Annotated in this window: 23 protein-coding genes; 15 read left to right on the top strand and 8 right to left on the bottom strand. The window is 58.4% G+C overall.

All coding sequences use genetic code 11. The features are described 5' to 3' along the window. Window positions 1-198 precede the first annotated feature (198 nt). The 3 genes from CX511_RS13325 to CX511_RS13315 form a co-directional block, all read right to left on the bottom strand. Window positions 199-1,347 (bottom strand): iron-containing alcohol dehydrogenase, encoded by a 1,149-nt coding sequence (locus CX511_RS13325; RefSeq protein ID WP_045185157.1) that lies wholly within the window; start codon window positions 1,345-1,347, stop codon window positions 199-201. 162 nt (window positions 1,348-1,509) lie between these two features. Next, window positions 1,510-2,880, bottom strand: a complete 1,371-nt coding sequence (locus CX511_RS13320; RefSeq protein ID WP_045185154.1) for a sigma-54 interaction domain-containing protein — start codon at window positions 2,878-2,880, stop codon at window positions 1,510-1,512. Window positions 2,881-3,235: 355 nt separating this feature from the next. Beyond that, the gene (locus tag CX511_RS13315; protein ID WP_045185152.1) at window positions 3,236-4,291 is read right to left on the bottom strand and encodes a DNA-binding protein; all 1,056 of its coding nucleotides are present in this window, start codon (window positions 4,289-4,291) and stop codon (window positions 3,236-3,238) included. Between the two features lie 87 nt (window positions 4,292-4,378). On the opposite strand from CX511_RS13315, the gene CX511_RS13310 reads away from it, so the two are divergent. Both CX511_RS13310 and CX511_RS25490 read left to right on the top strand, forming a co-directional pair. Then, window positions 4,379-5,503, top strand: coding sequence for a site-specific integrase (locus CX511_RS13310; RefSeq protein ID WP_101293615.1), 1,125 nt, complete (start codon window positions 4,379-4,381; stop codon window positions 5,501-5,503). Window positions 5,504-5,605: 102 nt separating this feature from the next. Continuing rightward, window positions 5,606-5,785, top strand: a complete 180-nt coding sequence (locus tag CX511_RS25490) for a hypothetical protein (RefSeq protein ID WP_101293616.1) — start codon at window positions 5,606-5,608, stop codon at window positions 5,783-5,785. On the opposite strand, the gene CX511_RS13305 is transcribed toward CX511_RS25490, so the two are convergent. From CX511_RS13305 to CX511_RS13295, 3 genes are read right to left on the bottom strand one after another with little or no spacing between them, the layout of a single operon-like run. Next, window positions 5,782-7,101 carry an aspartate aminotransferase family protein gene (locus tag CX511_RS13305; protein WP_101293617.1) on the bottom strand — a complete coding sequence of 440 codons (1,320 nt, stop codon included), beginning with the start codon at window positions 7,099-7,101 and terminating at the stop codon, window positions 5,782-5,784. The two genes, CX511_RS25490 and CX511_RS13305, sit on opposite strands and share 4 nt — an antisense overlap. Further along, on the bottom strand, window positions 7,098-8,165 hold the full coding sequence (locus CX511_RS13300) for a phosphotransferase (protein ID WP_101293618.1): 1,068 nt from the start codon (window positions 8,163-8,165) through the stop codon (window positions 7,098-7,100). Before CX511_RS13300 ends, CX511_RS13305 begins: the two co-directional genes overlap by 4 nt. 57 nt (window positions 8,166-8,222) lie before the next feature. Beyond that, a complete protein-coding gene (locus tag CX511_RS13295) occupies window positions 8,223-9,254 on the bottom strand; it encodes a polyamine ABC transporter substrate-binding protein (protein WP_101293619.1) in 1,032 nt (343 codons plus the stop codon). Between the two features lie 184 nt (window positions 9,255-9,438). Between CX511_RS13295 and CX511_RS13290 the strand changes: the two genes are divergently transcribed. From CX511_RS13290 to CX511_RS13235, 12 genes are all read left to right on the top strand, one after another. Further along, window positions 9,439-10,173, top strand: a complete 735-nt coding sequence (locus CX511_RS13290; RefSeq protein WP_045185142.1) for an SDR family NAD(P)-dependent oxidoreductase — start codon at window positions 9,439-9,441, stop codon at window positions 10,171-10,173. Between the two features lie 67 nt (window positions 10,174-10,240). After that, the gene (locus tag CX511_RS13285; RefSeq protein WP_045185139.1) at window positions 10,241-10,909 is read left to right on the top strand and encodes a GntR family transcriptional regulator; all 669 of its coding nucleotides are present in this window, start codon (window positions 10,241-10,243) and stop codon (window positions 10,907-10,909) included. A 363-nt stretch (window positions 10,910-11,272) separates the two neighbouring features. Beyond that, on the top strand, window positions 11,273-11,629 hold the full coding sequence (locus tag CX511_RS13280; RefSeq protein ID WP_045185136.1) for a metalloregulator ArsR/SmtB family transcription factor: 357 nt from the start codon (window positions 11,273-11,275) through the stop codon (window positions 11,627-11,629). A 53-nt stretch (window positions 11,630-11,682) separates the two neighbouring features. Next, window positions 11,683-12,744: an ACR3 family arsenite efflux transporter gene (gene arsB / locus CX511_RS13275; protein WP_101293620.1), complete on the top strand. Its 1,062-nt coding sequence runs from the start codon at window positions 11,683-11,685 to the stop codon at window positions 12,742-12,744. Window positions 12,745-12,748: 4 nt separating this feature from the next. Further along, window positions 12,749-13,465, top strand: a complete 717-nt coding sequence (gene arsH / locus CX511_RS13270; RefSeq protein WP_101293621.1) for an arsenical resistance protein ArsH — start codon at window positions 12,749-12,751, stop codon at window positions 13,463-13,465. 65 nt (window positions 13,466-13,530) lie between these two features. Then, complete coding sequence (locus CX511_RS13265) at window positions 13,531-14,535, top strand: ArsJ-associated glyceraldehyde-3-phosphate dehydrogenase (RefSeq protein ID WP_101293622.1); 1,005 nt, start codon at window positions 13,531-13,533, stop codon at window positions 14,533-14,535. Between the two features lie 9 nt (window positions 14,536-14,544). Then, the gene (gene arsJ / locus CX511_RS13260) at window positions 14,545-15,777 is read left to right on the top strand and encodes an organoarsenical effux MFS transporter ArsJ (protein ID WP_101293623.1); all 1,233 of its coding nucleotides are present in this window, start codon (window positions 14,545-14,547) and stop codon (window positions 15,775-15,777) included. Window positions 15,778-16,016: 239 nt separating this feature from the next. Beyond that, entirely contained in the window at window positions 16,017-17,162 is a 1,146-nt protein-coding gene (locus CX511_RS13255; RefSeq protein ID WP_045185122.1) for an AI-2E family transporter, read from the top strand. 14 nt (window positions 17,163-17,176) lie between these two features. Beyond that, complete coding sequence (locus CX511_RS13250) at window positions 17,177-18,685, top strand: efflux transporter outer membrane subunit (RefSeq protein ID WP_045185120.1); 1,509 nt, start codon at window positions 17,177-17,179, stop codon at window positions 18,683-18,685. Window positions 18,686-18,702: 17 nt separating this feature from the next. Continuing rightward, the gene (locus tag CX511_RS13245; RefSeq protein WP_045185436.1) at window positions 18,703-19,794 is read left to right on the top strand and encodes an HlyD family secretion protein; all 1,092 of its coding nucleotides are present in this window, start codon (window positions 18,703-18,705) and stop codon (window positions 19,792-19,794) included. Next, window positions 19,784-20,836 (top strand): DUF2955 domain-containing protein, encoded by a 1,053-nt coding sequence (locus tag CX511_RS13240; RefSeq protein ID WP_045185117.1) that lies wholly within the window; start codon window positions 19,784-19,786, stop codon window positions 20,834-20,836. Before CX511_RS13245 ends, CX511_RS13240 begins: the two co-directional genes overlap by 11 nt. After that, window positions 20,830-21,273 carry a potassium channel family protein gene (locus CX511_RS13235; RefSeq protein ID WP_045185114.1) on the top strand — a complete coding sequence of 148 codons (444 nt, stop codon included), beginning with the start codon at window positions 20,830-20,832 and terminating at the stop codon, window positions 21,271-21,273. Before CX511_RS13240 ends, CX511_RS13235 begins: the two co-directional genes overlap by 7 nt. A 9-nt stretch (window positions 21,274-21,282) precedes the next feature. Here CX511_RS13235 and CX511_RS13230 read toward each other — a convergent pair whose 3' ends face one another. Further along, complete coding sequence (locus tag CX511_RS13230; RefSeq protein ID WP_082071355.1) at window positions 21,283-21,732, bottom strand: GNAT family N-acetyltransferase; 450 nt, start codon at window positions 21,730-21,732, stop codon at window positions 21,283-21,285. Between the two features lie 102 nt (window positions 21,733-21,834). Then, on the bottom strand, window positions 21,835-22,443 hold the full coding sequence (locus CX511_RS13225) for a dTMP kinase (RefSeq protein WP_101293624.1): 609 nt from the start codon (window positions 22,441-22,443) through the stop codon (window positions 21,835-21,837). A gap of 526 nt (window positions 22,444-22,969) precedes the next feature. On the opposite strand from CX511_RS13225, the gene CX511_RS13220 reads away from it, so the two are divergent. Continuing rightward, window positions 22,970-24,328, top strand: coding sequence for an 8-oxoguanine deaminase (locus CX511_RS13220; protein ID WP_045185111.1), 1,359 nt, complete (start codon window positions 22,970-22,972; stop codon window positions 24,326-24,328). Window positions 24,329-24,398 lie beyond the last annotated feature (70 nt).

Raw genomic sequence — 24,398 nt, 5'->3', positions numbered from 1 at the left:
TGGTTAGCCTTAAAATTTCAGGCACCGATATATTTCAGCTCGACTCGTTCTGTCACACTACATATTGAGCTGTTCGAGAATTTTATTTGTAGATGGGTGATAAATCCTGTCAAGGTTGCATACTTTATTAAAGCATTCAAGTTGGCTTTAATTAAAGGTTCATGGCGCCCACTTCCGGGGGCCAGATTTATCAGGTAGTTACCAGGCAGCCCGGTAGATCGCCTCGATATCTGCAGGCGTGAGCTTGCGGGGGTTATTACGCATCAACCGGTCAATCTTGCTGGCCTCCTCGGCCATCGGTGCCAAAGCGTCCTCCGGAACGTTGAAAGTACGAAGGCCGCTAGGAATGTCTACCGCAGCACACAGTTCAGCCATCGCATCGACACTGGCGTCTGCAGCCTGGCTATCGCTTAAACCGGCGATATTCACGCCCATTGCCTGAGCGACGTCGCGAAGCCGCTCTGCACAGGCAAGCTTGTTCCAGCGCATTACATAGGGCAGCAGCAAAGCGTTGCTAACGCCGTGTGCTATGTTGAAGCGCCCGCCCAGCGGATAGGCCAGCGCATGTACTGCCCCCACGCCTGCGTTTCCAAACGCCATGCCGCCCATCAGACTCGCCGTAGCCATGTCTTCCCGAGCAACAAGATCATCGGGGTTGGCATACGCTTTAGGCAAAGCGCGAGCAATTACCTTGATGGCTCCAAGAGCAATGGCATCGGTGATCGGCGAGCGATTGATCGAAAGGTACGCTTCGATCGCATGCACAAGCGCATCGACACCGCTGGCAGCGGTTACGCTACGTGGGCAAGTGCGCGTCATAACTGGACTCACGAGAGCAACATCAGGCAGCAGGTAGTTGCTCACAATGCCTTTCTTGAGCTGCGCTTTTTTGTCGGAGAAGATTGCCACGTTCGTGACCTCCGAACCTGTGCCTGCTGTAGTAGGAATCGCGACCAGTGGAGGCCCCTTGCGGCTTACTTGATCGACGCCGAACAACTCGGCCAGCGTGCCATCATGTCCCGCGAAGGCCGCGACACCTTTCGCGATGTCGATCACACTTCCACCGCCCAGCCCAATGAGGCCATCATGGCCACCCTCGCGAAAGGCGCGGGTACAATCTTCGACCAAACTGATTTCAGGCTCTGGTTGAACTTGGTCATAGAGGCCATAACGGCGGCCACCCAGGTGGGCCAAGGCGAGGTCAACTGTGCCCGATTTGACCAGGATCGCATCAGTAACGATTAATGGATTATTAACCTTCAGCCGGGTCAACTCAGCGTCCAGCTGTTCAACCGCGCTGGAGCCGGTCAGGAGTTTATTGGCGATTTGAAAGGCAGAAACACTCATCGGCTCATCCTCGTTTTTTATTTGAGATGAACCACCAGATAACAAAACATGTGCCAAATTCTTGGAAGGCCTGTGTTTGCTGGGCTTTGCCTCGTTCTTGTTAGCCTCCGACACGGATGGCGATCACGATTTCAATCGGAAAAACGGCTTCCGATCAGAAACCTAATCAGATCTCTCCCAGCGCTTCATCTTCTGGACGATGGTTGCCTGGCTTACCCCCAGCGCCTTGGCTGCTAGGCGCGTGGTCTTGTGGACGCGCATTGCTGAAAGGATCGCGCTCCGCTCTGCGTTTTCTAGAACCTTGCGCAGCGGCAGGCGATTTTGATTTAAGCGATCATCGTGAAGATTAAGGATTTCCTCAGGGAGATCCAACGCCTCGATCGTGTCACTTTCGCAGATAACTACCAAACGCTCGACCAGGTTGATCAATTCGCGAATATTCCCAGGCCATGCATACTCACAGAGCAGGTCTAGGGTCTCTAGCCCCCAAGTCATGTTGCGCTCATAGCGCTCGTTGAACTGCCTTAGGAAATGCTCCAATAGCGTGGTGATCTCTCCGGCGCGCTCGCGAAGCGCGGGAATGCGGATGGGCACCACGTTCAGTCGATAGTACAGGTCAGCACGGAACAACCCCTGCCCTACTCTCTGTCGCAAGTCATGGTGGGTGGCGCTTATGATTCGGATATCTACTTCGCGCAGTTCAAGCCCACCCACTGGTATGAACCGCTTCTCCTCGATAACCTTCAGAAGCTTGACCTGAAGTGACAACGGAAGATCGCCAATTTCGTCAAGGAACAACGTTCCGTGATTCGCCAGCTCTAGGAGCCCTCGCTTCCCTTTGGCCGCTGCGCCAGTAAACGCCCCGGGCGCGTAGCCAAACAACTCCGCCTCGATCAGATTTTCTGGCATTGCTCCGCAGTTGAGCGGTATGAAAGGCTCCTTGGCTCGAGCGCTAGCATTGTGGATGTACTGAGCGACGAGGCTTTTGCCGACACCGGTTTCCCCTAACAGCAGCACCTTCACGTCACTGCCTGCTACACGTCGTGCCTGTGCGAAAAGCGGGCCTGTTTGTGCCTGGTCAAAGACCAGCGAAGACTGAGCCAGTTTTTCATACTTGCCAGCATGCAACTGTGCTGTACTGTGACGCAGCTTCTTGAGCCCAGCGAGCTCATCCCTTTCATGCTTCATGCGTAGAAGCTCGGTCATGTCACGTACGGCGCTGACGACGTAACTGATGCGGCGATCCTGGAAAATAGGTGTTGCGCTCACCAGCAGCTTCTTACCGTCACTGAGGCTCTGCATAACGGAAACCGGAGCGCCTTGCTGAAGTACGCGTAAGGATGCGGATTGCGAAACGACTCCGTCGCGTACCAAGTCGTGCATGCTGCGTCCAATGAGCTGTTCGCTCTGCAGTCCAGTCAGACGCTCGTACGCGCTGTTTACCTTAACGGTAATCCCTGCCCCATCCGTGATGTAAACGCCGTCATGCAGTGCGTTCAGAATCGTATCGAAGGTTTGATCAGTGAAGTTCACAGCGACGCTCTGAGCTAGCAAAAGCGTCAGTGTAAGACGTTTGTTAGCGCAGTGGCCTTAAACTTTCAGAGATAGCGGCAAGCGTGAAGTTCGGTTCACCGTTATCCAGCCCCCCTATTGCCGCAGGCCAGGCGCTTGAGGTGATCAAAAAACCTGGCTGCGCAGTATGACGCTCCAGCTACAAATCAATAACACCGTATGGCACTCAGTCACTGAAACCGCCCAGCGTCCTGGAACGGCAGGTCACCTTCGCAGTAAACCAAGGGCACCTACAAATATGACGCCAAAGTTAGCGAAGATTTGCTGGTCTGAGTTTTTGCTTATGTCTCCTAACTACGCCACATAAAATCACCACCTACAATTGCTTGTCGGCGACAGTGATCCTAGGGCGAGCCGCTCCGCGTTTTTTGGATGCTGCCTTGCCTGGGCGCCGAGGAGGCTCCGCCAGCGTATCGATGTTGGCTGCCGTCAACTGATCGGCCAGCATTTCGGCCCGCGCCTGCGCCGCTGCCGCCCGTTCGCGCGCGTTAACCAACTCGGCTTCGACCTGCAGCAAGCGCTGCTGCAGGGTGTGGCGCTGTTCAGATGCGTCCACGCCTGCCAGGCGATGCTGCTCCAGCTGATCCTGCAGGCTCTGGGTTTGACTCAAGGCCGCGACGCGTTGCTCACGTGCCTCGGTGAGCTCCGCCTGTCCCGATAGCAGCGACTGCTGCAGAGTCTGCAGCCGGCCGTTCGCTTCCTTGAGTTGGGCGGCCAACGTCTTGCTCTCTTCGCGAGCCCGATCAATTTCCCGATAGGCCCGGTCTTCGACATCGCGACTGTAGCGTTGCTGTGCATCGCGCGCCTGCTCCGCCTGCTCGCGTTGGGCCTGCAACTGCTGGCGCGCCTCGGCCTGCTGCGCTTGTGCTTCATCGCGCTGACCAATCAGTTCCTCACGCTGCTCTCGCAAGTCATCGATTTGCTCTTGGCGCTGGCGCAACAAACATTCCAAATCGGCGAGCCGGGCCTCAGAAACTTGACAGGCGGCCTTGGCCCCGGCGGTTTGCTGGCGGGCCTGGGCAACCTCCAGATGCGCTCGCGCCTCCAGTGCGGCCAACTGCTCACGCTCCTCCACCAGCACCTGGCGTTGGCCGGCCAGCGATTGCTCGACCACACCCTGAGCGAGGGTAGTCGCCTGCTGCCACACCGCGACAAAGGCTTGCGCCACTTCCGTCGGTAGCCCGGGCAGCCGCGTTTCGCCGCGCAGACGCCCAGCCAGCTGTTCCCACCATTGATCGAGCAAGGCGCCGACCCGCGCCGGACTGCCGCGGCCGAGTTCCAGGCGCACCCGCTCCACCGTCGGTCGCTCCCCCCGCGCCAACACTGCGTCCGCCGCGGCGAACACGTCATTTTCCGGTACACCTACCGCCATGCGCTGCCCTCCGCTATATTAGGTCTGATAAATAAATGTTATCCGACCTTATGAATTCAATAATTAAAATATAATACGTTGAACGTAATGAATAATACAGATCCATTCGAAGTGCTGCCAATTGCCCCACTGGCGCTGCACGGCCTGGCCGACAGCACCCAGGCCGCCGCCGAGGCCTTTATTGCCGCCGGCACCGCGGCCAACACCGTGCGTAGCTACCGCAGCGCCCTCGCCTACTGGGCCGCCTGGCTGCAACTGCGCTACGGCCGCGCGATCGGTGACGGCGCCCTGCCCTCGGATGTCGCTGTGCAGTTCATTGTCGACCACCTGGCCCGCCCAGACGCCGATGGCGATTGGAGCCAGCTGCTTCCCGCGCAATTGGATGCGGCCCTGGTCGCCGCTGGGGTCAAGGGCAAACTCGGGGCCCTGGCGTTCAACACGGTGAACCATCGCCTGGCGGTGTTGGCCAAGTGGCATCGACTCAATGACTGGGACAATCCCTGCGAGGCACCGACGGTAAAGACCCTGCTGCGCGAGGCACGTAAGGCCCAGGCGCGCCAAGGCGTCGCGCTGCGCAAGAAAACCGCCATGGTGTTGGAGCCCTTGCAGGCGATGCTCGCTACCTGCACGGACGGCGTGCGCGGGGTGCGCGATCGTGCCCTGTTACTGCTGGCCTGGAGCGGCGGCGGCCGACGGCGCTCGGAGGTGACCGCCCTGCGGGTGGAAGACCTGCGCCGCCTAGACGCCGACACCTGGCTGTATGCCCTCGGTGCGACCAAGACCGACACCGGCGGTGTACGCCGCGAGAAACCGTTGCGCGGGCCTGCGGCGCAGGCACTAAACGCCTGGCTGGCGGCGGCCCCGGCGAGCAGCGGGCCACTGTTCCGGCGGCTGTACAAGGGCGGCCGCGTCGGCTCGGCAAGCCTCTCCGGCGACCAGGTCGCGCGCATCGTCAAGCGCCGTGCCCAGCTGGCCGGGCTCGAGGGCGACTGGGCGGCGCACAGCCTGCGCTCGGGCTTTGTCACCGAGGCCGGGCGTCAGGGTGTGCCGCTAGGTGAAGTAATGGCGATGACCGAGCACCGTAGCGTGACGACAGTGATGGGCTATTTTCAGGCAGGGGCCTTGCTGGAGAGTCGCGCCAGCCTGTTGTTTGGCGAGTCGCCGGTGGCCGAGACGGTGAACGAAGCACCACCTACAGACGTTCAAACGTAATTGCCTGGAACATACACTGCTTTGAAATGGAAGGATTCCCTCTCCTGTGCTTGGAGAGGGAGACCCACTCACACCTTTTTTCGTTTACCACTGGAAAACCTAATGAATAAACTAATCCTACCTTTCGCTATCTTCGTTAGCGTGATCATCACTGGAAAAATATGCGAGCACTTCGGGGTGGAGGGCAGCTGGAAAATCGGCTTGCTTTGCCTCGTAGCTGCCGCCGTCCAGATCGCAGTTACTCGTTACCAACGCACACAGCGGTCAAAAGCTCAAGGCTAATGAACCCCTTGCATTGCGACATCGACCGCCTCGATAAGCATCTCTGCGTGCTCTTGCGTAAACGCCAATAACGGTCGAATCTTGAGCACGTTTTCGAGCGGGCCGGCGGCACTAATCAGCACACCCTGTTCACGCATTGAGTTGACGACCTTGCGAGCCTGCTCGGCTGCTGGTCTCTGCGTCGCCCGGTCAGTGACGAGCTCAATGCCGAGGAACATGCCAGCCCCCCTGACGTCACCGATCATTTCATGGCGCTGCGCAAGCTTTGTCAGGCCGGCCAGCAGATAGCCGCCAATGTCATGCGATCGCTGCTGCAGATGCTCGTCCTGGATGACGTCCAGGACAGCTTGGCCTGCTGCACACGAGACTGGGTTGCCTCCAAACGTATTGAAGTAGCGCATGTGCTTTCCGAAGTCATCGACGACCTCAGCGCGTCCAACGATACCAGCAATGGGCTGACCATTACCCATGGGCTTACCGAGCGTGACAATATCCGGACGCACGTTATGCCTCGAATAACCCCACATGTTCAGACCAGTACGCGCAAAGCCTGGTTGTACCTCATCGGCGATGTACAACATTCCTTCTGCCTGGGCCAACGCAACACCTTCAGCGAGGAAGCCCGCCGGCCCGGGGAGGACGCCATCGCTGGAGAAGATGCCGTCCAGCAAAATAGCTGCGGGACGGATGCCGTGCGCTTTCAAGTCATCGATTGCGGCACGTATGTCTGCGGCGAAAGTCGACGCCACGTTTTCGGCTCCCAGACGGTACGCGTCAGGTGCGCGTACGGTACGGACATGCTCCGGGAGCACCATGGCGCGACCGAGCGATGGCGAAAGCTCGGCAATGTCGCCCGTTACACCGTGGTAGGCAAATTGGGTGATGATGACGCCGGTACCGCCTGTGTACTGCTTGGCGATCCGAAGCGCGAGGTCATTCGCTTCACTCCCGGTACACGTGAACATGACTCGATTCAAGTCTCCAGAGAATGTGCCTAACAACTGTTCGGCATAGTCGAGAATCCCCTCCTGCAGGTAGCGAGTGTGCGTGTTCAGCAAACGCGACTGCCGATACATTGCCTCAACCACGCGGGGATGGCAGTGACCGATGGACGCGACGTTGTTATAGGCATCCAGATAACGACGCCCCTGTTCATCGAAGAGCCAAACACCCTCTCCTCTAACGGTATGGAGCGGTCGTTCGTAGAAAAGACGGTACGCCGGGCCCAACAGACGCTCGCGGCGCTCAATCAAGCGTCGTTCCGTTTCCGAAAGCCGGGCTGCGTCCTCTGAAGTGAAACTGTTGATCATGCTCATGTGTTGACCTCTCGCAGGCACACGGAAGAAATTCGATCTTCAATTTCAGGTCGAGACAGAGACGACATTGCATTCAAATTTGCCCACGCGCGCTGGGTATTTCGAAGGATGTACTGACGATTCTCAGGGTGCAGCTCGGCGCGCCATGAGTTGATGCAAAGGGCTAATGCCAACCGCGTGGTCAGCAGCGCCGGCAGCAGCACCAACTCATCATGGGTAAGCCGATTGTGTTGGTGGTAAGCGCCAATGACATCCAATGCTGGCGCTAGCACATCGCCGACCTGGCCAAGGTGATATGAAGCGGCAACCGCTACCTCGTTGACCAATGGTGCGTACACCATGTCACCGAAATCAAGGATGCTCCGCAGGACACTAGGGCTCTTGGCATCCACGATAATGTTGTGCGGGTTCGTGTCATTATGAATAACCTGCTTTCGGAGTCGAGGGATCTGGGGCAAGACGACGGATTCGTACAAGTCAAGACTTTGCTCGACTAGGCTTCGCCCCTGACCTGGCTCGATGTGAATCAGCAACGGTCGAAGGTGCGCGGCATGCTGCATGTCCCAGAGCAGAGCATGTCCGGCGGCAGGATGAGTGAAGCCTTCGAGCGCTACGTCCAGCCGAGCAATGGACTGCCCAATTACTCGGCGAAACGCCGTTGTGGTGCGACTCACACAGTGAAGGGGCATACCGTCTTCAAAAGACAATAGTCGGGCCAGCATGTGCTGCCCATCAATCTCGACAAAGGTGGCGTACTGACCTTCACGCGACGGATGCACGCGCTGAACCGGAAGACCGGGATCTCGAAGCTCGATTCTTCGCATCGCCTGGTTGTGGAAGTCGACCACATCGGGGTTCTCAAGCGGGTGGGAAAGCTTGAGCAAACGAGATGACCCGTCTTCAAGAATCACGCGGAAATTGAGGTCTCGCTCTCCGCCCAATTTTTCAAGCTTGCCGCTTAAACCAAATTGCTGCTGGAGCACTGCGATCGCTTGCACATCAGTGACCAGAGCTGGAGCAACTTCCAGCAACTTGTCATCAACAGCTAAATTCTCAAGTGGCATGACTCACGTCCTCATCCGCCTTGCAAACGGCGCCCCAGTTTCCAGGGGCGCCATGCATCACTTATTGACCCAAGCGTTGAATCGCTCCTCCAGATCCTCACCATGATCGATCCAAAACTCGGCGTCGGTAGCCCGGGCGTTTTTTAGATTTTCAGGTGCAGTCGGGAGTTTTTCGCCAACACGCTTATCTACCAAGCTCATCGCATTTGTGTTGCTGGGCCCATAAGGGATGGCTTCGACGAAATTCTTCTGTTGCACAGGCTCGCTAGCGAAAGCGATAAAGCGCTCTGCCAATTCCTTTTTCGCAGAGCCTTTGACGATCGCCCAATGGTCGAGGTCGTAAAGGCTCCCATTCCATTGCATTGCAAATGACTGGCCTTCCTCCTGGGCAGAGGTGACGCGACCGTTGTAGGCGGAGGTCATGACCACGTCACCCGCCACCAACCATTGCAGAGGCTGCGCGCCGGAATCCCACCATTGGATGTTGGGTTTGATTTCGTCGAGCTTTTTGAACGCGCGCTGAATACCCGCTTCAGTGCCCAGAAGCTTGTAGATATCTTGGTTGCTTACTCCGTCCGCAAGCAGCGCGAACTCCAGTGTGAATTTCGCTCCGCGCCGAAGGCCGCGCTTACCGGGATATTTTTTGGTGTCCCAAAAGTCGGCCCAGCCTTGCGGGCTTGCGGCGAGCTTCTTGGGATCATAGGTAAGCACTGTCGACCAGATGAAAATGCCGACACCACAGTCGCTGACTGCGGCAGGAATGAAATCCTCCCTCTTCCCTATCCGGCTCCAGTCCAAGGGTTCGAACAACCCCTCACTGCAGCCACGGATGAGCTCGGGTGATTCGACCTCCACAACATCCCAGCTGGTTTTACCGGTGTCGGCCATCACCTTGATTTTGGCCATTTCGCCATTGTAGTCATCCGCCGTGATGGTCGTGGCGCTCTCGGCAGTGAAGGGTTTGTAGAACGCCTTCTCTTGAGCCTGGCGATTGTTCCCGCCAAAGGAAACCACGGTTAGCTTTTCAGCGGCGTTCAGCGGGCCTGCAAGTGTTCCAAGCAAAAGTACAGCTGCGATTTTCTTATTCATGCGTCTCTCCAGGTCAGCTACGGGTCGTGGGCAGCTTTAAAGGGATGGCAGTTTTCTTGTAGTGGCAGCAATCGATTGAATGTGACGCTTCCCCGGTGGGGACAAAGTCCATTAAAACACATTAATAATATGATGCATCATATTTTAGCCTACACTCCTCCTCACCAATCAAAGGGATCCCGCCATGACCGAACAACGTACTCTGCTGCTAACCGGTGCAAGCCGGGGCATTGGCCACGCGACCGTGAAACATTTCAGCGCCGCAGGTTGGCGAGTTTTTACTGCTTCGAGGCAGGATCTGGGCGAAGGCTGCCCGTGGGCCGAAGGACTGGCTAACCACATTCACCTCGACCTCGGCAACGTGGAGGACGTACAGAGCAGGCTTCCAGAAATAAGGGAGAAGCTCGGCGGCCGACTGGATGCTCTAGTTAACAACGCCGGTATTTCACCAAAAGGCTCAGATGGAGAGCGACTAGGGGTTTTGGAATCCGACTATTCGACCTGGCTGAAGGTTTTCAATGTGAACATCTTCTCGACTGCACTGCTGGCTCAGGGGCTTTTCGAGGAGCTCAAGACGGCGAGAGGCTCTGTTATCAACGTCACCTCTATTGCGGGTTCGCGTGTCCACCCGTTTGCAGGTGTCGCTTACGCCTGCTCGAAAGCGGCGCTATCGGCCCTGACTCGCGAGATGGCGCATGACTTCGGGCCTCACGGTGTTCGCGTAAACGCGATCGCTCCCGGGGAAATCGATACCTCCATCCTATCTGCCGGCACCGAGCTGATAGTTGAGCGATCGATTCCAATGAAACGCATGGGTAAGCCCGAGGAAGTCGCCGCACTTGTGCATTTCCTCTGTACGCAGGGCGCTTCGTATATCAATGGTGCAGAAATCCACGTAAACGGTGGGCAACATGTTTGAGTTACTCGATAATCGCTGCCGGTAGCCTCCCCTCTCCAGCCGGGCATGTGCCGCACACGAGTACGCGATGAATTACCCTATTGAGAACCTAAAACACTCATACCTTGGCAGCGGTATCTATGGCTTGCTCCGGGAAGCGTTGATCACAGGCCGCTTCCAGCCTAACGACCGGCTACGCATACGCGACCTTGCTGAACAATTGGGTACGAGTGTCACACCGGTACGGGACGCCATCCTTCAATTGGCAAAGGAGCAGGCGCTGGTTCTCAAGACCCCGAGAGACATTCGCGTCCCCGTGCTGACCTCCAAGCAGTACCTGGAGATTAGAAGCATTCGGCTCTCGCTCGAAGGATTGGCAGCCGAGACAGCCGCATCGTTAGCGACACCGCAACAACTGATGCGCCTGGAAACCTGCATTCAAAACAACCTCGCAGCGATTAAAGACAATGACTTGACGTCAGCATTGACCTTCAATCACGCCTTTCACTTCAGCTTGACGGAAATCGCTGATATGCCAGTACTTGCCGGCCTGCTGGACGGCTTGTGGATGCGTACCGGGCCGCTCATTGCTCGCGCCTATGGAAGCTTCAACGAGCGCATGGCGATTGACCATCACTGGGATGTACTCGAAGCACTCAAGAAGCGGGATGGCGCAGGAGCTCGCAATGCCATCTGTAGTGACATTCTTGATGGAAGTCAGAAAATGTTGGAATACGTACAACTTGAGCATGATTGATTACCCTGGATTCTTTGATGCTGGGTAATGGCAGCCTGTACAGATAACCGCTGCTCAAAAAGCGAGCTGCTGCACGCCAGCGGGCCGCGCACAGGCACACGGCGTGCAGTCCCGCTCCGTCGGGTGAGTGTTGCTGTATGTCCCAGCCAAGCGCCCAACCTGCTTGGCCTCCCCTGATGACAACCACTCCTCGAAACCTGTCTGCCCGCTTTGCTGGCCTTCACGATACTCACACATGTAAAGCAACCTGTTCTTGCCAGGTTGCAAAATATTCGATTTTGCGTATATTCGAAATAACATATATTTAGGCGCTACGAGATCCACAATCGAATACCTCGTGATAACCCAACACCGAGAGCGACCATGACTGAATCGCTGACCCCAACCAAGGTCTTCAAATGCCTCGCCGACGAGAACCGCATTCGGATGATGCTGATGATCGCTCGCGAGGAAGAGCTGTGCGTCTGTGAACTCATTTGTGCCCTGGAAGAAAGCCAGCCCAAGGTTTCCCGCCACCTGGCGCAACTTCGCACTTGCGGTTTGCTGGAAGACCGCCGGCAAGGCCAGTGGGTCTACTACCGGTTGCATCCAGCGCTGCCCGTCTGGGTGCGCGAGATCCTGACAACAACGCTGGACGCCAATCGCGAATGGTTGAGCACCAGCGCCAAACGCCTGGACAGTATGGGTGAGCGCCCACTGCGCGTCGCCACCTGCTGCTGATCACTGCCAAGTGGGTAGACATCGCAACGCTCTGACGCTAAGGGAGATTCACCATGAGCAAAAGCCGACTTTCATTCCTCGACCGCTACCTGACGGTCTGGATCTTTCTGGCCATGGGGCTTGGCATCGGCCTGGGCAGCCTATTCCAGGGGCTGCCAGCATGGCTGAATAGCCTGTCAGTAGGCTCGACGAACATTCCCATTGCGATCGGCCTGATCGTCATGATGTATCCGCCACTGGCGAAGGTGAAATACGAGGAGTTACCACAGGTTTTCAAGGACAAACGCATCCTCACCCTGTCGCTGATTCAGAATTGGGTGATCGGCCCGGTACTGATGTTCGGGCTGGCTGTCGTGTTCCTCCGCGACAAGCCTGAGTACATGACCGGGCTGATCCTTATCGGCTTGGCGCGCTGCATCGCCATGGTGCTGGTGTGGAACCAGATCGCGGGCGGCAACAACCAGTACGTGGCGGGCTTGGTCGCCTTCAATAGCATTTTTCAAATCCTGTTCTTTAGCCTGTACGCCTGGATCTTTCTGGGCCTTTTGCCTCCACTGTTCGGCCTGCAGGGTAGCGTCATCGAGATTAGCTTCCTCGAAATTGCCCAGTCAGTGCTGATCTATCTGGGTATCCCGTTTCTGGCTGGTTTCCTGACCCGCAAGATCCTGATCAGTCGCAAAGGCTCGACCTGGTACCAGGAGCGCTTCATTGCCAAGATCAGCCCACTGACACTCGTGGCGTTGTTGCTGACCATCGTCGCCATGTTCAGTCTCAAAGGCGACAAGGTGGTGCAACTGCCACTGGATGTACTGCGCATCGCCATCCCGCTGGCCCTCTACTTCGTGGTGATGTTCTTCGTCAGCTTCGGGATGGGCAAGCTGCTGAAGGCCGACTACCCACGGACCACAGCGCTGGCCTTTACCGCCGCGAGCAACAACTTCGAACTGGCCATCGCCGTGGCCATTGCCACCTTCGGGCTCGCCTCACCGGTAGCCTTTGCCACCGTGATCGGGCCGCTGGTGGAAGTCCCTGTACTGATCTCGCTGGTTGGCGTCGCCTTGTGGCTCAAACGTCGCTGGTTCGATCAAGCATCTGTACCCCTGCCCCAGGAGTAAAATCATGACCGATGACTGTATCCCCAATATCGAACCAGACCTGGTCGATCTGCCATCGCCTGACAAAATGGCGATAGAGCAGGCGTCCACACACAAACCGCGCATCCTGCTCCTGTATGGATCCACCCGTGAACGCGCCTTCAGCCGTTTACTGACGGAGGAAGCGGCTCGGCTGCTGGAGCACTTCGGTGCCGAGACACGGATCTTCAACCCGTCAGGCTTGCCGCTGGCGGATGACGTGGCCGATGACCACCCCATGGTCAAAGAGCTGCGGGACTTGGTGCTCTGGTCTGAAGGCATGGTCTGGTGTTCACCAGAGCGCCACGGCGCGATGACCGGCGTATTCAAGTCGCAGATCGATTGGATTCCGCTGAGCATGGGCGCCGTGCGCCCGACGCAGGGCAAGACCCTCGCGGTGATGCAGGTCTGTGGCGGCTCGCAGTCGTTCAACGTGGTCAACCAACTGCGCGTGCTCGGCCGCTGGATGCGTATGTTCACCATCCCCAACCAGTCGTCAGTGCCGAAGGCCTATCTGGAGTTCGACGATGCCGGTCGCATGAAGCCCTCGGCGTACTACGACCGTGTCGTCGACGTGATGGAGGAACTGGTGAAGTTCACCTTGCTGCTTCGTGACCGTGCCGACTACCTCGTCGATCGCTACTCCGAACGGAAAGAGTCGGCTGAAGAATTGTCGAAGCGGGTCAATCAACGATCCATCTGAGCCTTACTTCAATCCGTTCACCAATATCCCTCTGCCCCCGCTCACTGCAATTCGAGAACCACAACATGGCAATCAAAGTAGGCATCAATGGGTTTGGACGTATCGGTCGCTTGGCGCTACGCGCGTCCTGGGACTGGCCGGAATTCGAATTCGTACAGATCAATGACCCGGCCGGGGATGCTGAGACCCACGCCCACCTGATCAACTTCGACTCGGTCCACGGACGCTGGCACCGTGAAGCCGGTGCAGCAGGCGATTCGGTGGTAATCGATGGCAAGCACATCAAGGTCACGGCCAACAAGGCCATCGCCGACACCGATTGGTCGAGTTGCGACCTGGTCATCGAGGCCAGCGGTAAGATGAAATCGGTTGCCGTGCTCCAGGCCTACCTGGATCAAGGCGTCAAACGCGTGGTGGTGTGTGCCCCGGTGAAGGAAAAAGGCGCACTGAACGTGGTGATGGGGGTCAACCAGCACCTGTTCGATCCGGCCCAGCACCGCCTCGTCACCGCTGCCTCCTGCACCACCAACTGCCTGGCTCCGGTGGTCAAGGTGATTCACGAGAGCCTGGGTATCCGTCACGGCTCGATCACCACTATCCACGACCTGACCAACACCCAGAGCATCCTCGATACACCACACAAGGACCTGCGACGCGCCCGTGCCTCGGGCATGAGCCTGATCCCCACCACAACCGGTTCGGCTACAGCAATCGCCGAAATCTTCCCCGAGCTGCGCGGGAAGCTGAATGGTCACGCCGTGCGCGTACCGCTGGCCAACGCCTCGCTGACCGACTGCGTGTTCGAGGTGGCGCGTGCAACCACAGCTGAGGAGGTCAACTCGCTACTCCAGGCTGCTGCCGAAGGCCCGTTGAAGGGGATCCTGGGTTATGAAGCGCGCCCATTGGTGTCCATCGATTACCGCACCGATCCACGGTCCTCGATCATCGATGCGCTGTCGACCATGGTAGTGAACGGTACCCAGGTGAAGATCTACGCCTGGTACGACAATGAGTGGGGCTACGCCAATCGTGCCGCGGAGCTGGCCCGACTGGTCGGCGCGGCGGAGTAAACGGCGATCATGAAAGCGTTGTCAGCCCTGTCTACGCAAGTGCGTCAGTACCTGCTGGTTACCGGTAACTACTGGGCCTTCACCCTCACCGACGGCGCGTTGCGCATGTTGGTGGTTTTGCACTTCCATACGCTGGGCTACACGCCGCTGCAGATCGCAGCGCTGTTTTTGTTCTACGAAATGTTTGGCGTCATCACCAACCTGGTGGGCGGCTACCTCGGCGCCCGTCTGGGCCTCAATCGCACCATGAACATCGGCCTGGGCATGCAGGTACTGGCCTTGTTGATGCTCACGGTGCCGGGAACCTGGCTGACTGCACCTTGGGTGATGGCGGCCCAAGCGTTGTCCGGCATCGCCAAGGACCTCAACAAGATGAGTGCCAAAAGCGCCATCAAACTCTTGGTACCGGATAGCCAGCAGGGCACCCTCTACACGTGGGTGGCCATCCTTACAGGCTCGAAAAACGCGCTCAAAGGGGTGGGTTTTTTCCTCGGAGGTGCCCTGCTCGCGCTGCTCGGTTTCAGCATGGCGGTCCTGGCAATGGCGGCAGCGCTCGCATTGATTTGGGCAGGCAGCTTGTTGATGCTGAAAAAGGACCTGGGCAAGGCCAAAGCCAAACCGAAGTTCCGCGATATGTTGTCTAAAAGCCGAGCGATCAACATCCTCTCGGCCGCACGACTGTTTCTCTTTGGCGCGCGTGACGTCTGGTTTGTCGTAGCCCTTCCGGTGTACCTGAGCAGCGCATTAGGCTGGGATTTCTGGCTGGTTGGTAGCTTTCTTGCTGCTTGGATCATCGGCTACGGCATCGTACAGTCATTTGCCCCCCGCATTACCGGCAACAAGCGTGGCCAGGTACCGGACGGCCGAGCCGCCTTTTCCTGGGCCATCGCGCTGGCTGGGCTGCCCGCACTGATTGCGCTGGGGCTGACCGCAGGTTGGTCGGCTAAAGTAGTGCTGCTCGGTGGGCTTATGCTATTCGGCGTGCTATTTGCGGTGAATTCCTCGCTGCACAGCTACCTGATTGTCAGTTATGCCAAGGAAGATGGGGTCTCCCTGGACGTGGGCTTTTACTACATGTCCAACGCGTTGGGCCGGCTAGTCGGCACGTTGCTCTCGGGTTGGGTATTCCAAGCCTATGGCCTAGAAGCCTGTTTGTTAGTATCGAGCACTTTTGTACTGGCTGCCGCGCTTATCTCCCTTGCCTTACCCAAACACAGCGAGACTACACAGAGCGTCCACTGATACAGCCTACCCTTGGATGGGACACCTCGTCGTGGAGTGCCCGCACCGCCCATATTCGGTTTTTCCTCGAAGCCATGGCTGCCAGAACCCGCCAGAAAAGCCGCCACTTGCTAGCGCAACGATCAAATCAGACCGATTTTTCATAACTTCGTTGCGTCAGCGTGGAACTCCCGGCAAATCAGCGTCTATGCTGCCTAAGCGTATCCCGACCCTGGTGACGAACCGCGAGGAGCTAGACAATGTTGCGCACGAACATTTCTGCAAGGGCGCTATCCGGTGGGTTGCTCGATGTTTTAATTCGCGCCGGACTGATCACAGTACTGGTGCTGTTCTGCTTCCAGATCTTTCATCCCTTCCTCAATCTGATGCTCTGGGCAGTTATCCTGGCCATTACCATCTACCCGCTGCACAACATGCTTAAAGGCAAGCTGGGCAACAAGGACGGTCGCACCGCTACCCTTATCATCGTTGTCGCCCTGGCCTTGCTGATGGTACCGATATACCTGCTGGGCACGTCGGTCAGTGATTCGATCGAAGGCGCTCTGGCCATACTCAAATCCGACAGCCTGGAAATTCCGCTGCCGAACGAAAAAATCGCCACCCTGCCGATCATTGGCAAACCGCTCTACAACTTCTGGATGCAGTCGGCCACTGACATGAGCAGCGTGCTGATGAAGTTGATGCCTTACATCAAGACCGTCGGCTTGACCTTGCTGGGCAAGATGGCCGGTGTTGGTGTGGGCTTTCTGTTGTTCATCGGTGCCCTGATCATTGCCGGTGTGCTCATGGCCTACGGCGAAAACGGCGAACGCAGCGCCATCGCCATCGCCACCCGCCTTTCCGGCCCCGAGCGCGGCCCGCGCATTACCGAACTGTGCACCGCGACCATCCGCGCGGTCGCCCAGGGCGTGGTGGGTATCGCCTTTATCCAGATGCTGCTGGTGGGTGTCGGCTTCGTGCTCATGGGGGTGCCCGGTGCCGGGCTGCTGGCCATGGTTGCGTTGTTGATGGGGATCATGCAGTTGCCGGTGATTCTCGTGAGTTTGCCGGTAATCGCCTATGTCTTTGCCACTGAAGGCACCACGCTTGCCACCATCATATTCGGTATCTACAGCCTGATTGCTGGCATGGCCGACAATATCCTCAAGCCGTTGATGCTCGGCCGCGGCGTCGATGTGCCGATGCCGGTGATTCTGATTGGCGCCTTGGGCGGTATGGTCAGCGGCGGTTTCATCGGCCTGTTCATCGGGCCGGTGGCACTGGCAGTCGCCTATCAACTGTTCTGGCAATGGGTTGAGGACCAACCGCATATCGAGGTACTGGATGAACTACCGCGCGATGAGCAACCGCGACTTGAGGAAACGAACGAGCATCCACCGGCCTGAGGAGTGTGCGCTTGATGTCGTGTCCTGCTCGCATGAGTCGGCTGCTGCTGTGTGGCGCCCTGGGCCTGGGCGGCTGTGTGCGCCTGGGCCCGGACTTCCAGTCACCGACCCAGCCCTGGGTTGAGCACTGGAACACTCAGGCCCTGGAGCTTGCCAGCCAGCAACATACACAACCCGATAGCCGGCAATGGTGGCAGGTATTCACCGACCCGGTGCTCGACCATCTGATCGCCGAGGCCGACGCTCACAACGCCGACCTGGAAATCGCCGGCCTGCGGGTGATGGAAGCGCGCGCGCAATTGGGCATTGCGCTAAGTAATCGCTACCCGCAGTTCCAACAGGTCAGTGCCGACAGCCTCTACCTCAAGCGTCGCCAATGGGGCGGCGACAATCCGCAGGACAGCCATCTGTGGCAACACAGCGCGGGTTTCGACGTCGGCTGGGAACTGGATTTCTGGGGCCGATTCAGCCGCGCCATCGAGTCGGCCGATGCGTCCTGGTTCGCCGCCCAGAGCAACTATGAAAACGTGCTGGTGCTGCTGCACGCGCAAGTGGCGCAAACCTACTACGCGCTACGCACCGCCGAGGCGCGCCTGCTCATCGCCAAGAACAACGCCAAACTGCAGAAGCGCAGCTATGAGATCACCGAGCGCCTGTTCACCAGCGGTGATAATGCCGAGCTCGATCTGCAACAGGCCAAGACCCAATACCTGGGAACCCTGAGCACCATCCCCGACTTCGAGGCGCAGGTCGCAAGCACACGCAATGCGTTGTCCACCTTGATCGGTCGCCCGCCTGGCGCAATACCGGAACTCCATAACAATACCGGTGTGGTGCCCCTGGTCGACCGTGCCGTACTGCAGGCTGTACCGGTTGACCTGCTGTTGCGCCGCCCGGACGTGCGTACCGCAGAAGCGCAAGTCGCGGCCCAGTCGGCGCTGATCGGTGTCGCCGAGGCCGACCTGTACCCCTCCATCAGCCTGTTGGGCAGCATTGTCTGGTCAGCAAGCTCGCTTGACGGCACGTCCAATACCCTGGACCTGATCGGCGGGCCGAGCCTGCGCTGGGACGTGTTCGATCATGGTCGAATCACCAACAACGTGCGCATCCAGGATGCCCGCCTGCAGCAATTGATCGTGGTCTACCAGGACAGCGTTCGCCAGGCAGCGCGTGAGGCTGACGATGCCGCGACCGGCCTGCTCAAAGCCCTGGAGCGCGACCGTATCCTCAGCGAGGCGTCGATTGCCGCCGAGCGCTCGGTATCCCTGGCCAATACCCAGTACCGTGAAGGTTATTCGGATTTCCAGCGGGTACTCGATGCCCAGGCGTCCCTGTTCGCCCAGCAGGATAACTACCTGGTCAATCGCAATACCGCGGTCAACAGCCTGATCGCGCTGTACAAGGCCCTTGGCGGCGGTTGGTACAGTAACCGTCCGCTGCTCGATCCCGCCACCCGCCAACAGATGCAGCAACGCACCGACTGGGGCGACCTGCTCGATGAAGCGAAGGAAGGTGTCAATTGAGTGACCGCCAACAAGAGATGGAAGAACCCGCGCCTGCGCCCGACCCGGCCAAAAAAGCGGTGAATTGGGTGGCCGTGCTGATCCTTTCGAGCCTGGTTTGGTACCTGCTGGCCGACCGCTATACCCCCTACACGCAACAGGCACGGGTGCAGACGTTTGTCGTTCCGGTGGCGTCGGAGGTCGCCGGCAGGGTGACCAAAGTCAACGTGCGCAACAACCAGGACGTCAAGGCCGGCGAAGTGCTGTTCGAAGTCAACCCACAGCACTACCAGATCGCTGTCGATCGCGCGCGTGCCGACTTGCAGACCACCCGCAAGCAGATCGGCGCCAATACCGCAGGCATTGACTCCAAGGTGGCGTCGCTCAAAGCAGCGCAGGCCAACGAAGTCATGTCCCGTCAGGACCTGCAACGCCTGGAACGCCTGTACAAGGAAGATCCCGGAACCATCTCCCTGCGTCGCCTGGAAGTTTCCCGGTCCACCCTCGATGCGGCCGTCGCCCATGTCGCCGCCGCGCGGGCAGAAGTAGAACGCGCCCGCGAAACCCAAGGTGGCAGTGACGAAAAAAATGCCCAGTTGCTCGCCGCCATCGCCAATGTGGACAAGGCCGAACTGGACTTGGCCAACAGCATCGTACGTGCCCGCTCGGACGGCCTGGTCACCGACCTGCGCACCGATGTCGGCCAGTTCGCCGCAGCCGGTGCGCCCTTGATGACCTTGATCGCCATTCACGATGTGTGGGTCACGGCCGACATGACCGAGAACAACCTGGGCAAGGTCAGACCCGGGACCCCGGTCCGCATCGTGCTGGATACCCTGCCCGGTACGATATTCGAAGGCCATGTGCGCAGCATCGGCTATGGCGTCAGTACCGGCCAGAGCACGCCAGCCGGAACCTTGCCCACGGTGCAGAACAGCCGTGACTGGCTGCGCCCGGCCCAACGTTTTCCAGTGATCATTGAGCTTGTGCCCGGCCAGTTGGCCGACATCAGTGGCATCCGTGTCGGTGGCCAGGCCGAGGTCATGGCGTTCCCCAGCGAAGGTAACCCGCTGAACCTGCTCGGCCGCCTGTTCCTGCGGGTGATGAGCTGGATGTCGTATGTCTACTGAGCAACAAGTCCGTGCCAGGCGAGCCCTGCGCCTGGCCACTGGCACTGCGCTGTGCCTGGCTGCAAGCTTCGGCCTGGCCCTGCCGATCCCCTTCATTGCACCGATGCTGGCGCTGACGATTCTGGCGGCGATGAATCGGCCGCTGCCGTTCAAGGCCACCCTGGGCTTGACCGTGGTGCTGATGGTGACTACCGGCAGCGGCTTGCTGTTGATACCGCTGTTGCACTACTACGCGGCAACCGGCGTGATGCTGGTCGGCCTGTGCCTGTTCCTGGTCTTCCGCTACGGCATGAGTGGAGGCAACTCGCTGGTCGCTACGTTCATGGTGGTTGGCTTGACGATGATCAGCGCGGCCGGCGCTACCGAGTTCGACCTGGCGCTGGAGGTGATCCTATCGCTGGTCAAGGGCTTGCTCCTGGCCGTCACGGCGGTGTCGATCAGCCACTGGCTGTTCCCTGACCCGGTAGGTACCAAGCCGCCCGCCCCCACACCTGCCCTGTCGGCCGATGAAGTCAGCTGGCTGGCATTGCGCGCAGCATTGGTGGTGATGCCTGCCTTCTTGTTAGCGCTGATCGATCCGGCCAGCTACATGCCGATCATCATGAAGTCGGTCAACCTCGGCCAGCAGAGCACCGCCACCAATGCGCGCACTGCCGGGCGGGAGCTGCTCGGCTCGACCCTGCTCGGCGGCCTGATGGCGATTCTGTTTTGGTTCGCCCTGGGCCTGTTCGTCAACCTGTGGATGTTCTTCCTGTGGATGCTGCTGTTCGGCCTGGTGCTGGCCCGAAAACTCTACGGGCTGAGCCCAGGCAACTACAAGCCGGGCTTTTGGCTCAACAGCCTGACGACCATGATCATTTTGCTTGGCCAGTCGGTGCAGGACAGCGCCGCCGGCAAGGATGTCTACACCGCCTTCGCCATCCGCATGGGCCTGTTCATTCTGGTCACCCTGTATGCCTGTGCGATGGTGTATCTGCTTGATAAGCGTCGGCAACGTCGAAATATGTCCAACCCAACCGCTGAAGAGGGTCACCCATGCTGATCAACTTTCTGGTAGGCCTACCGGTGATCGTGCTCTGCGTAGTGTTGCAAGCGTGGTTTTTAGCCCTGTGTGCGCGCCGCTATGTGTCGCTGCGCCGCAAGATGAACGCAAGCCCTTCCTGGAGCGATGACGTGCGTTTGCTGTCGATGGTCATGGTGGTGATGCTCATCGGCAACTATGTGCAAATGGCCCTGTGGGCGGTGCTGTTCCTGCTGCTGGGTGAATTCGAGGACTTCATCACCGCGCTGTATTTTTCTGGCGTGACCTTCGCTACCCTGGGCTATGGCGATGTGGTCCTGAGCCAGCAATGGCGCCTGCTCAGCCCTCTGGAGGCGGCCAATGGCATTCTGATGTTCGGCGTTTCTACCGCAATCATGACTGCTGCGGTAATGGACATCATCAAACAGCACGCGCCGGGTGAGCATGAAGAACGGTAACGGCAAGCGTTAAAGCAGTTTTTCCATCACGATAGTGCGCTCAGTCCCATGAAACGCGTCACGGATTTTCCGATAACCCAACGCAGCGTAAAACTTCTCCGCTGTGACCGACGACGGCACCCGTAAAGCGCCAACACCAGCGCTGGCAGCGGTGGCATGTATGACATCCATCAACTGCCGACCGATACCGCAACCTTGGTATGCAGGATCGACGAATACGCTTCTGACTACATCTCTGTCGAGGCTTGCAGTGCCAGTAATATTTTCGCCTCGCATGGCTACGAAAACCTTGCGCTGATCGAGCAGTGCGCAAACGACTTCCGGCGCAAAACTGCGCTCAACCTGAGCGATAACGTCAGGTGAGTAATCCTGTGAATTTGACTCACGCAGAGCGGCGATCACTACACGGCTAATCGCTGCTGCATCGTGACTAGTTGCGGGGCGAACCCGACCTTCCATGTTGGCAAATCTCAATTTTAACGATCACCGCTTAGCCCATCATAATGTGCTGTCACCGCACGCTTACTCAACGTCGACGCAACGAGCCTCAGCTCAGACGCATCAAAACAGTCTATAGATCTCAGTAATCACCTGCATCGTTGCGTCTTCAATCGTTCCTTCATTGCGGCATAAAACCCAGCCGTGATCTTCAACCGCTCGCTCGAACGCCTTGGTAGAAGCGACATGCTCTTCGAGCTTATGCATCACAGTACTACCCAGCCCACGCGAGCGTGCCGCTGCCCTCGCCCATGAAGTATCTGGGGCGGTGACAACCCCGACATGCAGGTCCGGCGCTCGCACGTTGCGATCAATGTTCATTTGCAGAATCTCTGCAAACGGGATTAACCGGCGAAACGCGGCATCTGAAGGGTACCAGCGATCAATCAAAACGATGCTGCCCGGTGGCTGTTTAGTCAGCACATGCTGGGAAATCCAAGCACGGCTATCAGCAAAACGCTGACAAACCCTCACCTCCAAATCCCGGCTGGGGTTTCTGACGAGCTGATTGACGAGGGCCATTGTTTCACCCCGGTAGGGATCACTTTTTTTCTCGCAAAGGCGAATCACCTTCTTGTTCTCTGCCCTCAGCGCTTTGGTGACGGCCTCCAACAGTGTGGTTTTGCCAGTGCCCTTGGGCCCATCTAGAGAAACAAACAACGGACGATTCATGCTTAAACTAACGATTGATGATTGATGAACACTCTAACCTAGTTTCTGGCTAGCGGCCCCCAAAATCCAGGGAGGCAGCCGCCCTGGCTCACCTGGGCCACGAGGCCCAATTTCCTGTATACAAAAATAAATTATTCTGGTTACATTACCCCACGCCTACGACACCGGTAATCGCCGATGCGTATTGCGACGGTCTCACGCCATGCAACACCCATTGCTGCTCGCCCCCCTCGAGCGTCATTCACGAACGTCCTCCTGCGACGAATTCGTTTATATCCCATTTCCCAACACTTCCTGGACCACCCCCGACTGCCTGCCGATGCGCCAGGGTTCTGCCGGTGGCCTGGATCATGTGCTCATTACCGATAAGCCCAGGACAAGCGCCTCAATGGCGTCCCTGCGTGCGTATCTGCCAGCAAGTAATTGACCCAAGCAGTGCCTGGTTGACAGGGCTTCGCGCAAGCCGCAAACCGTGCCTGCAACACAACCACGTTGAAACCGGACTTCAAGCCGGAGAGGAACATCTATGCCCAAGACATTACTGGTCAAGAACGCCGAACTTGTGGTGACCATGGACGGTGAGCGCCGAGAAATCAGGCGCGGTGGCCTGTACATCGAGGACAACCTGATCAAGCAGGTCGGCCCTAGCGAAACGCTACCGCAAGAGGCCGATGTGGTGCTGGACATGACCGGGAAAGTGGTCATTCCAGGCCTGGTCAACACGCACCACCATATGTACCAGAGCCTCACCCGCGTCGTACCGGCGGCCCAGGATGGCGAGTTGTTCAATTGGCTGACCAACCTGTACCCCATCTGGGCACGCCTGACGCCAGAAATGATCGCGGTGTCGACCCAGACGGCGATGGCTGAACTGATACTCTCCGGCTGCACCACCTCTAGCGACCATCTCTACATCTACCCCAACGGCTGCAAGCTCGATGACAGTATCCATGCCGCCGAGGAAATCGGCATGCGCTTTCACGCTGCACGCGGAAGCATGAGCGTAGGCCAGAGCCAGGGCGGTCTGCCGCCTGACTCAGTGGTAGAGAAAGAAAGCGACATCCTCAAGGAGTCCCAGCGCCTGATCGAGGACTACCATGACGCCCGTCATGGCTCGATGCTGCGCGTGGTCGTGGCACCTTGCTCGCCTTTTTCGGTGAGCCGCGACCTGATGCGCGAAGCCGCGGTGCTGGCGCGCCAGTACGGTGTGTCGATGCACACGCACCTTGCCGAGAACGTCAATGACATCGCCTACAGCCGCGAGAAATTCGGTATGACGCCAGCCGAGTACGCCGAGGACCTGGGCTGGGTCGGCCACGATGTCTGGCATGCCCATTGTGTGCAACTTGACCAGCACGGCATCGAACTGTTCGCCCGTACCGGTACCGGGGTCGCCCACTGCCCGTGCTCGAACATGCGCCTGGCCTCGGGAATCGCGCCAATCCGTAAGATGCGCGACCACGGTGTACCGGTAGGCCTGGGTGTCGACGGTTCGGCCTCCAACGATGGCGCCAGCATGATCGGTGAGGTACGCCAAGCGCTGCTGTTGCAGCGTGTCGGTTTCGGCCCCGATGCGATGACTGCCCGCGAGGCGCTGGAAATCGCCACATTGGGTGGCGCCAAGGTACTCAACCGTAATGACATCGGTGCCCTGGCCCCGGGCATGGTTGCCGACTTCGTCGCTTTCGACCTTGGCCACGTGGCCTATGCTGGCGCCCATCACGACCCACTGGCAGCGCTGGTGTTCTGCACCCCGACCCACGTTGACACCAGCGTGATCAATGGCCGTGTCGTGGTCAAGGACGGCCGTATCACCACCGTCGATCTGCCCCTGGTGCTAGAGCGCCACAATCAGTTGGCCCGCCAGTTGGTCGGCGGCGACTGACCTGTTCAGGTCGTTGCGCTCAACGCTGAGTGCAACGGCCAGACTCTTGTTCCACACCAGAACGCATCCA

Origin of the sequence: Pseudomonas sp. S06B 330 (assembly GCF_002845275.2) — a bacterium.
Taxonomy (GTDB): Bacteria; Pseudomonadota; Gammaproteobacteria; order Pseudomonadales; family Pseudomonadaceae; genus Aquipseudomonas.
Note: the sequence above shows the minus strand (reverse complement) of the source record. Positions and strands in the feature narration are given on the sequence as shown.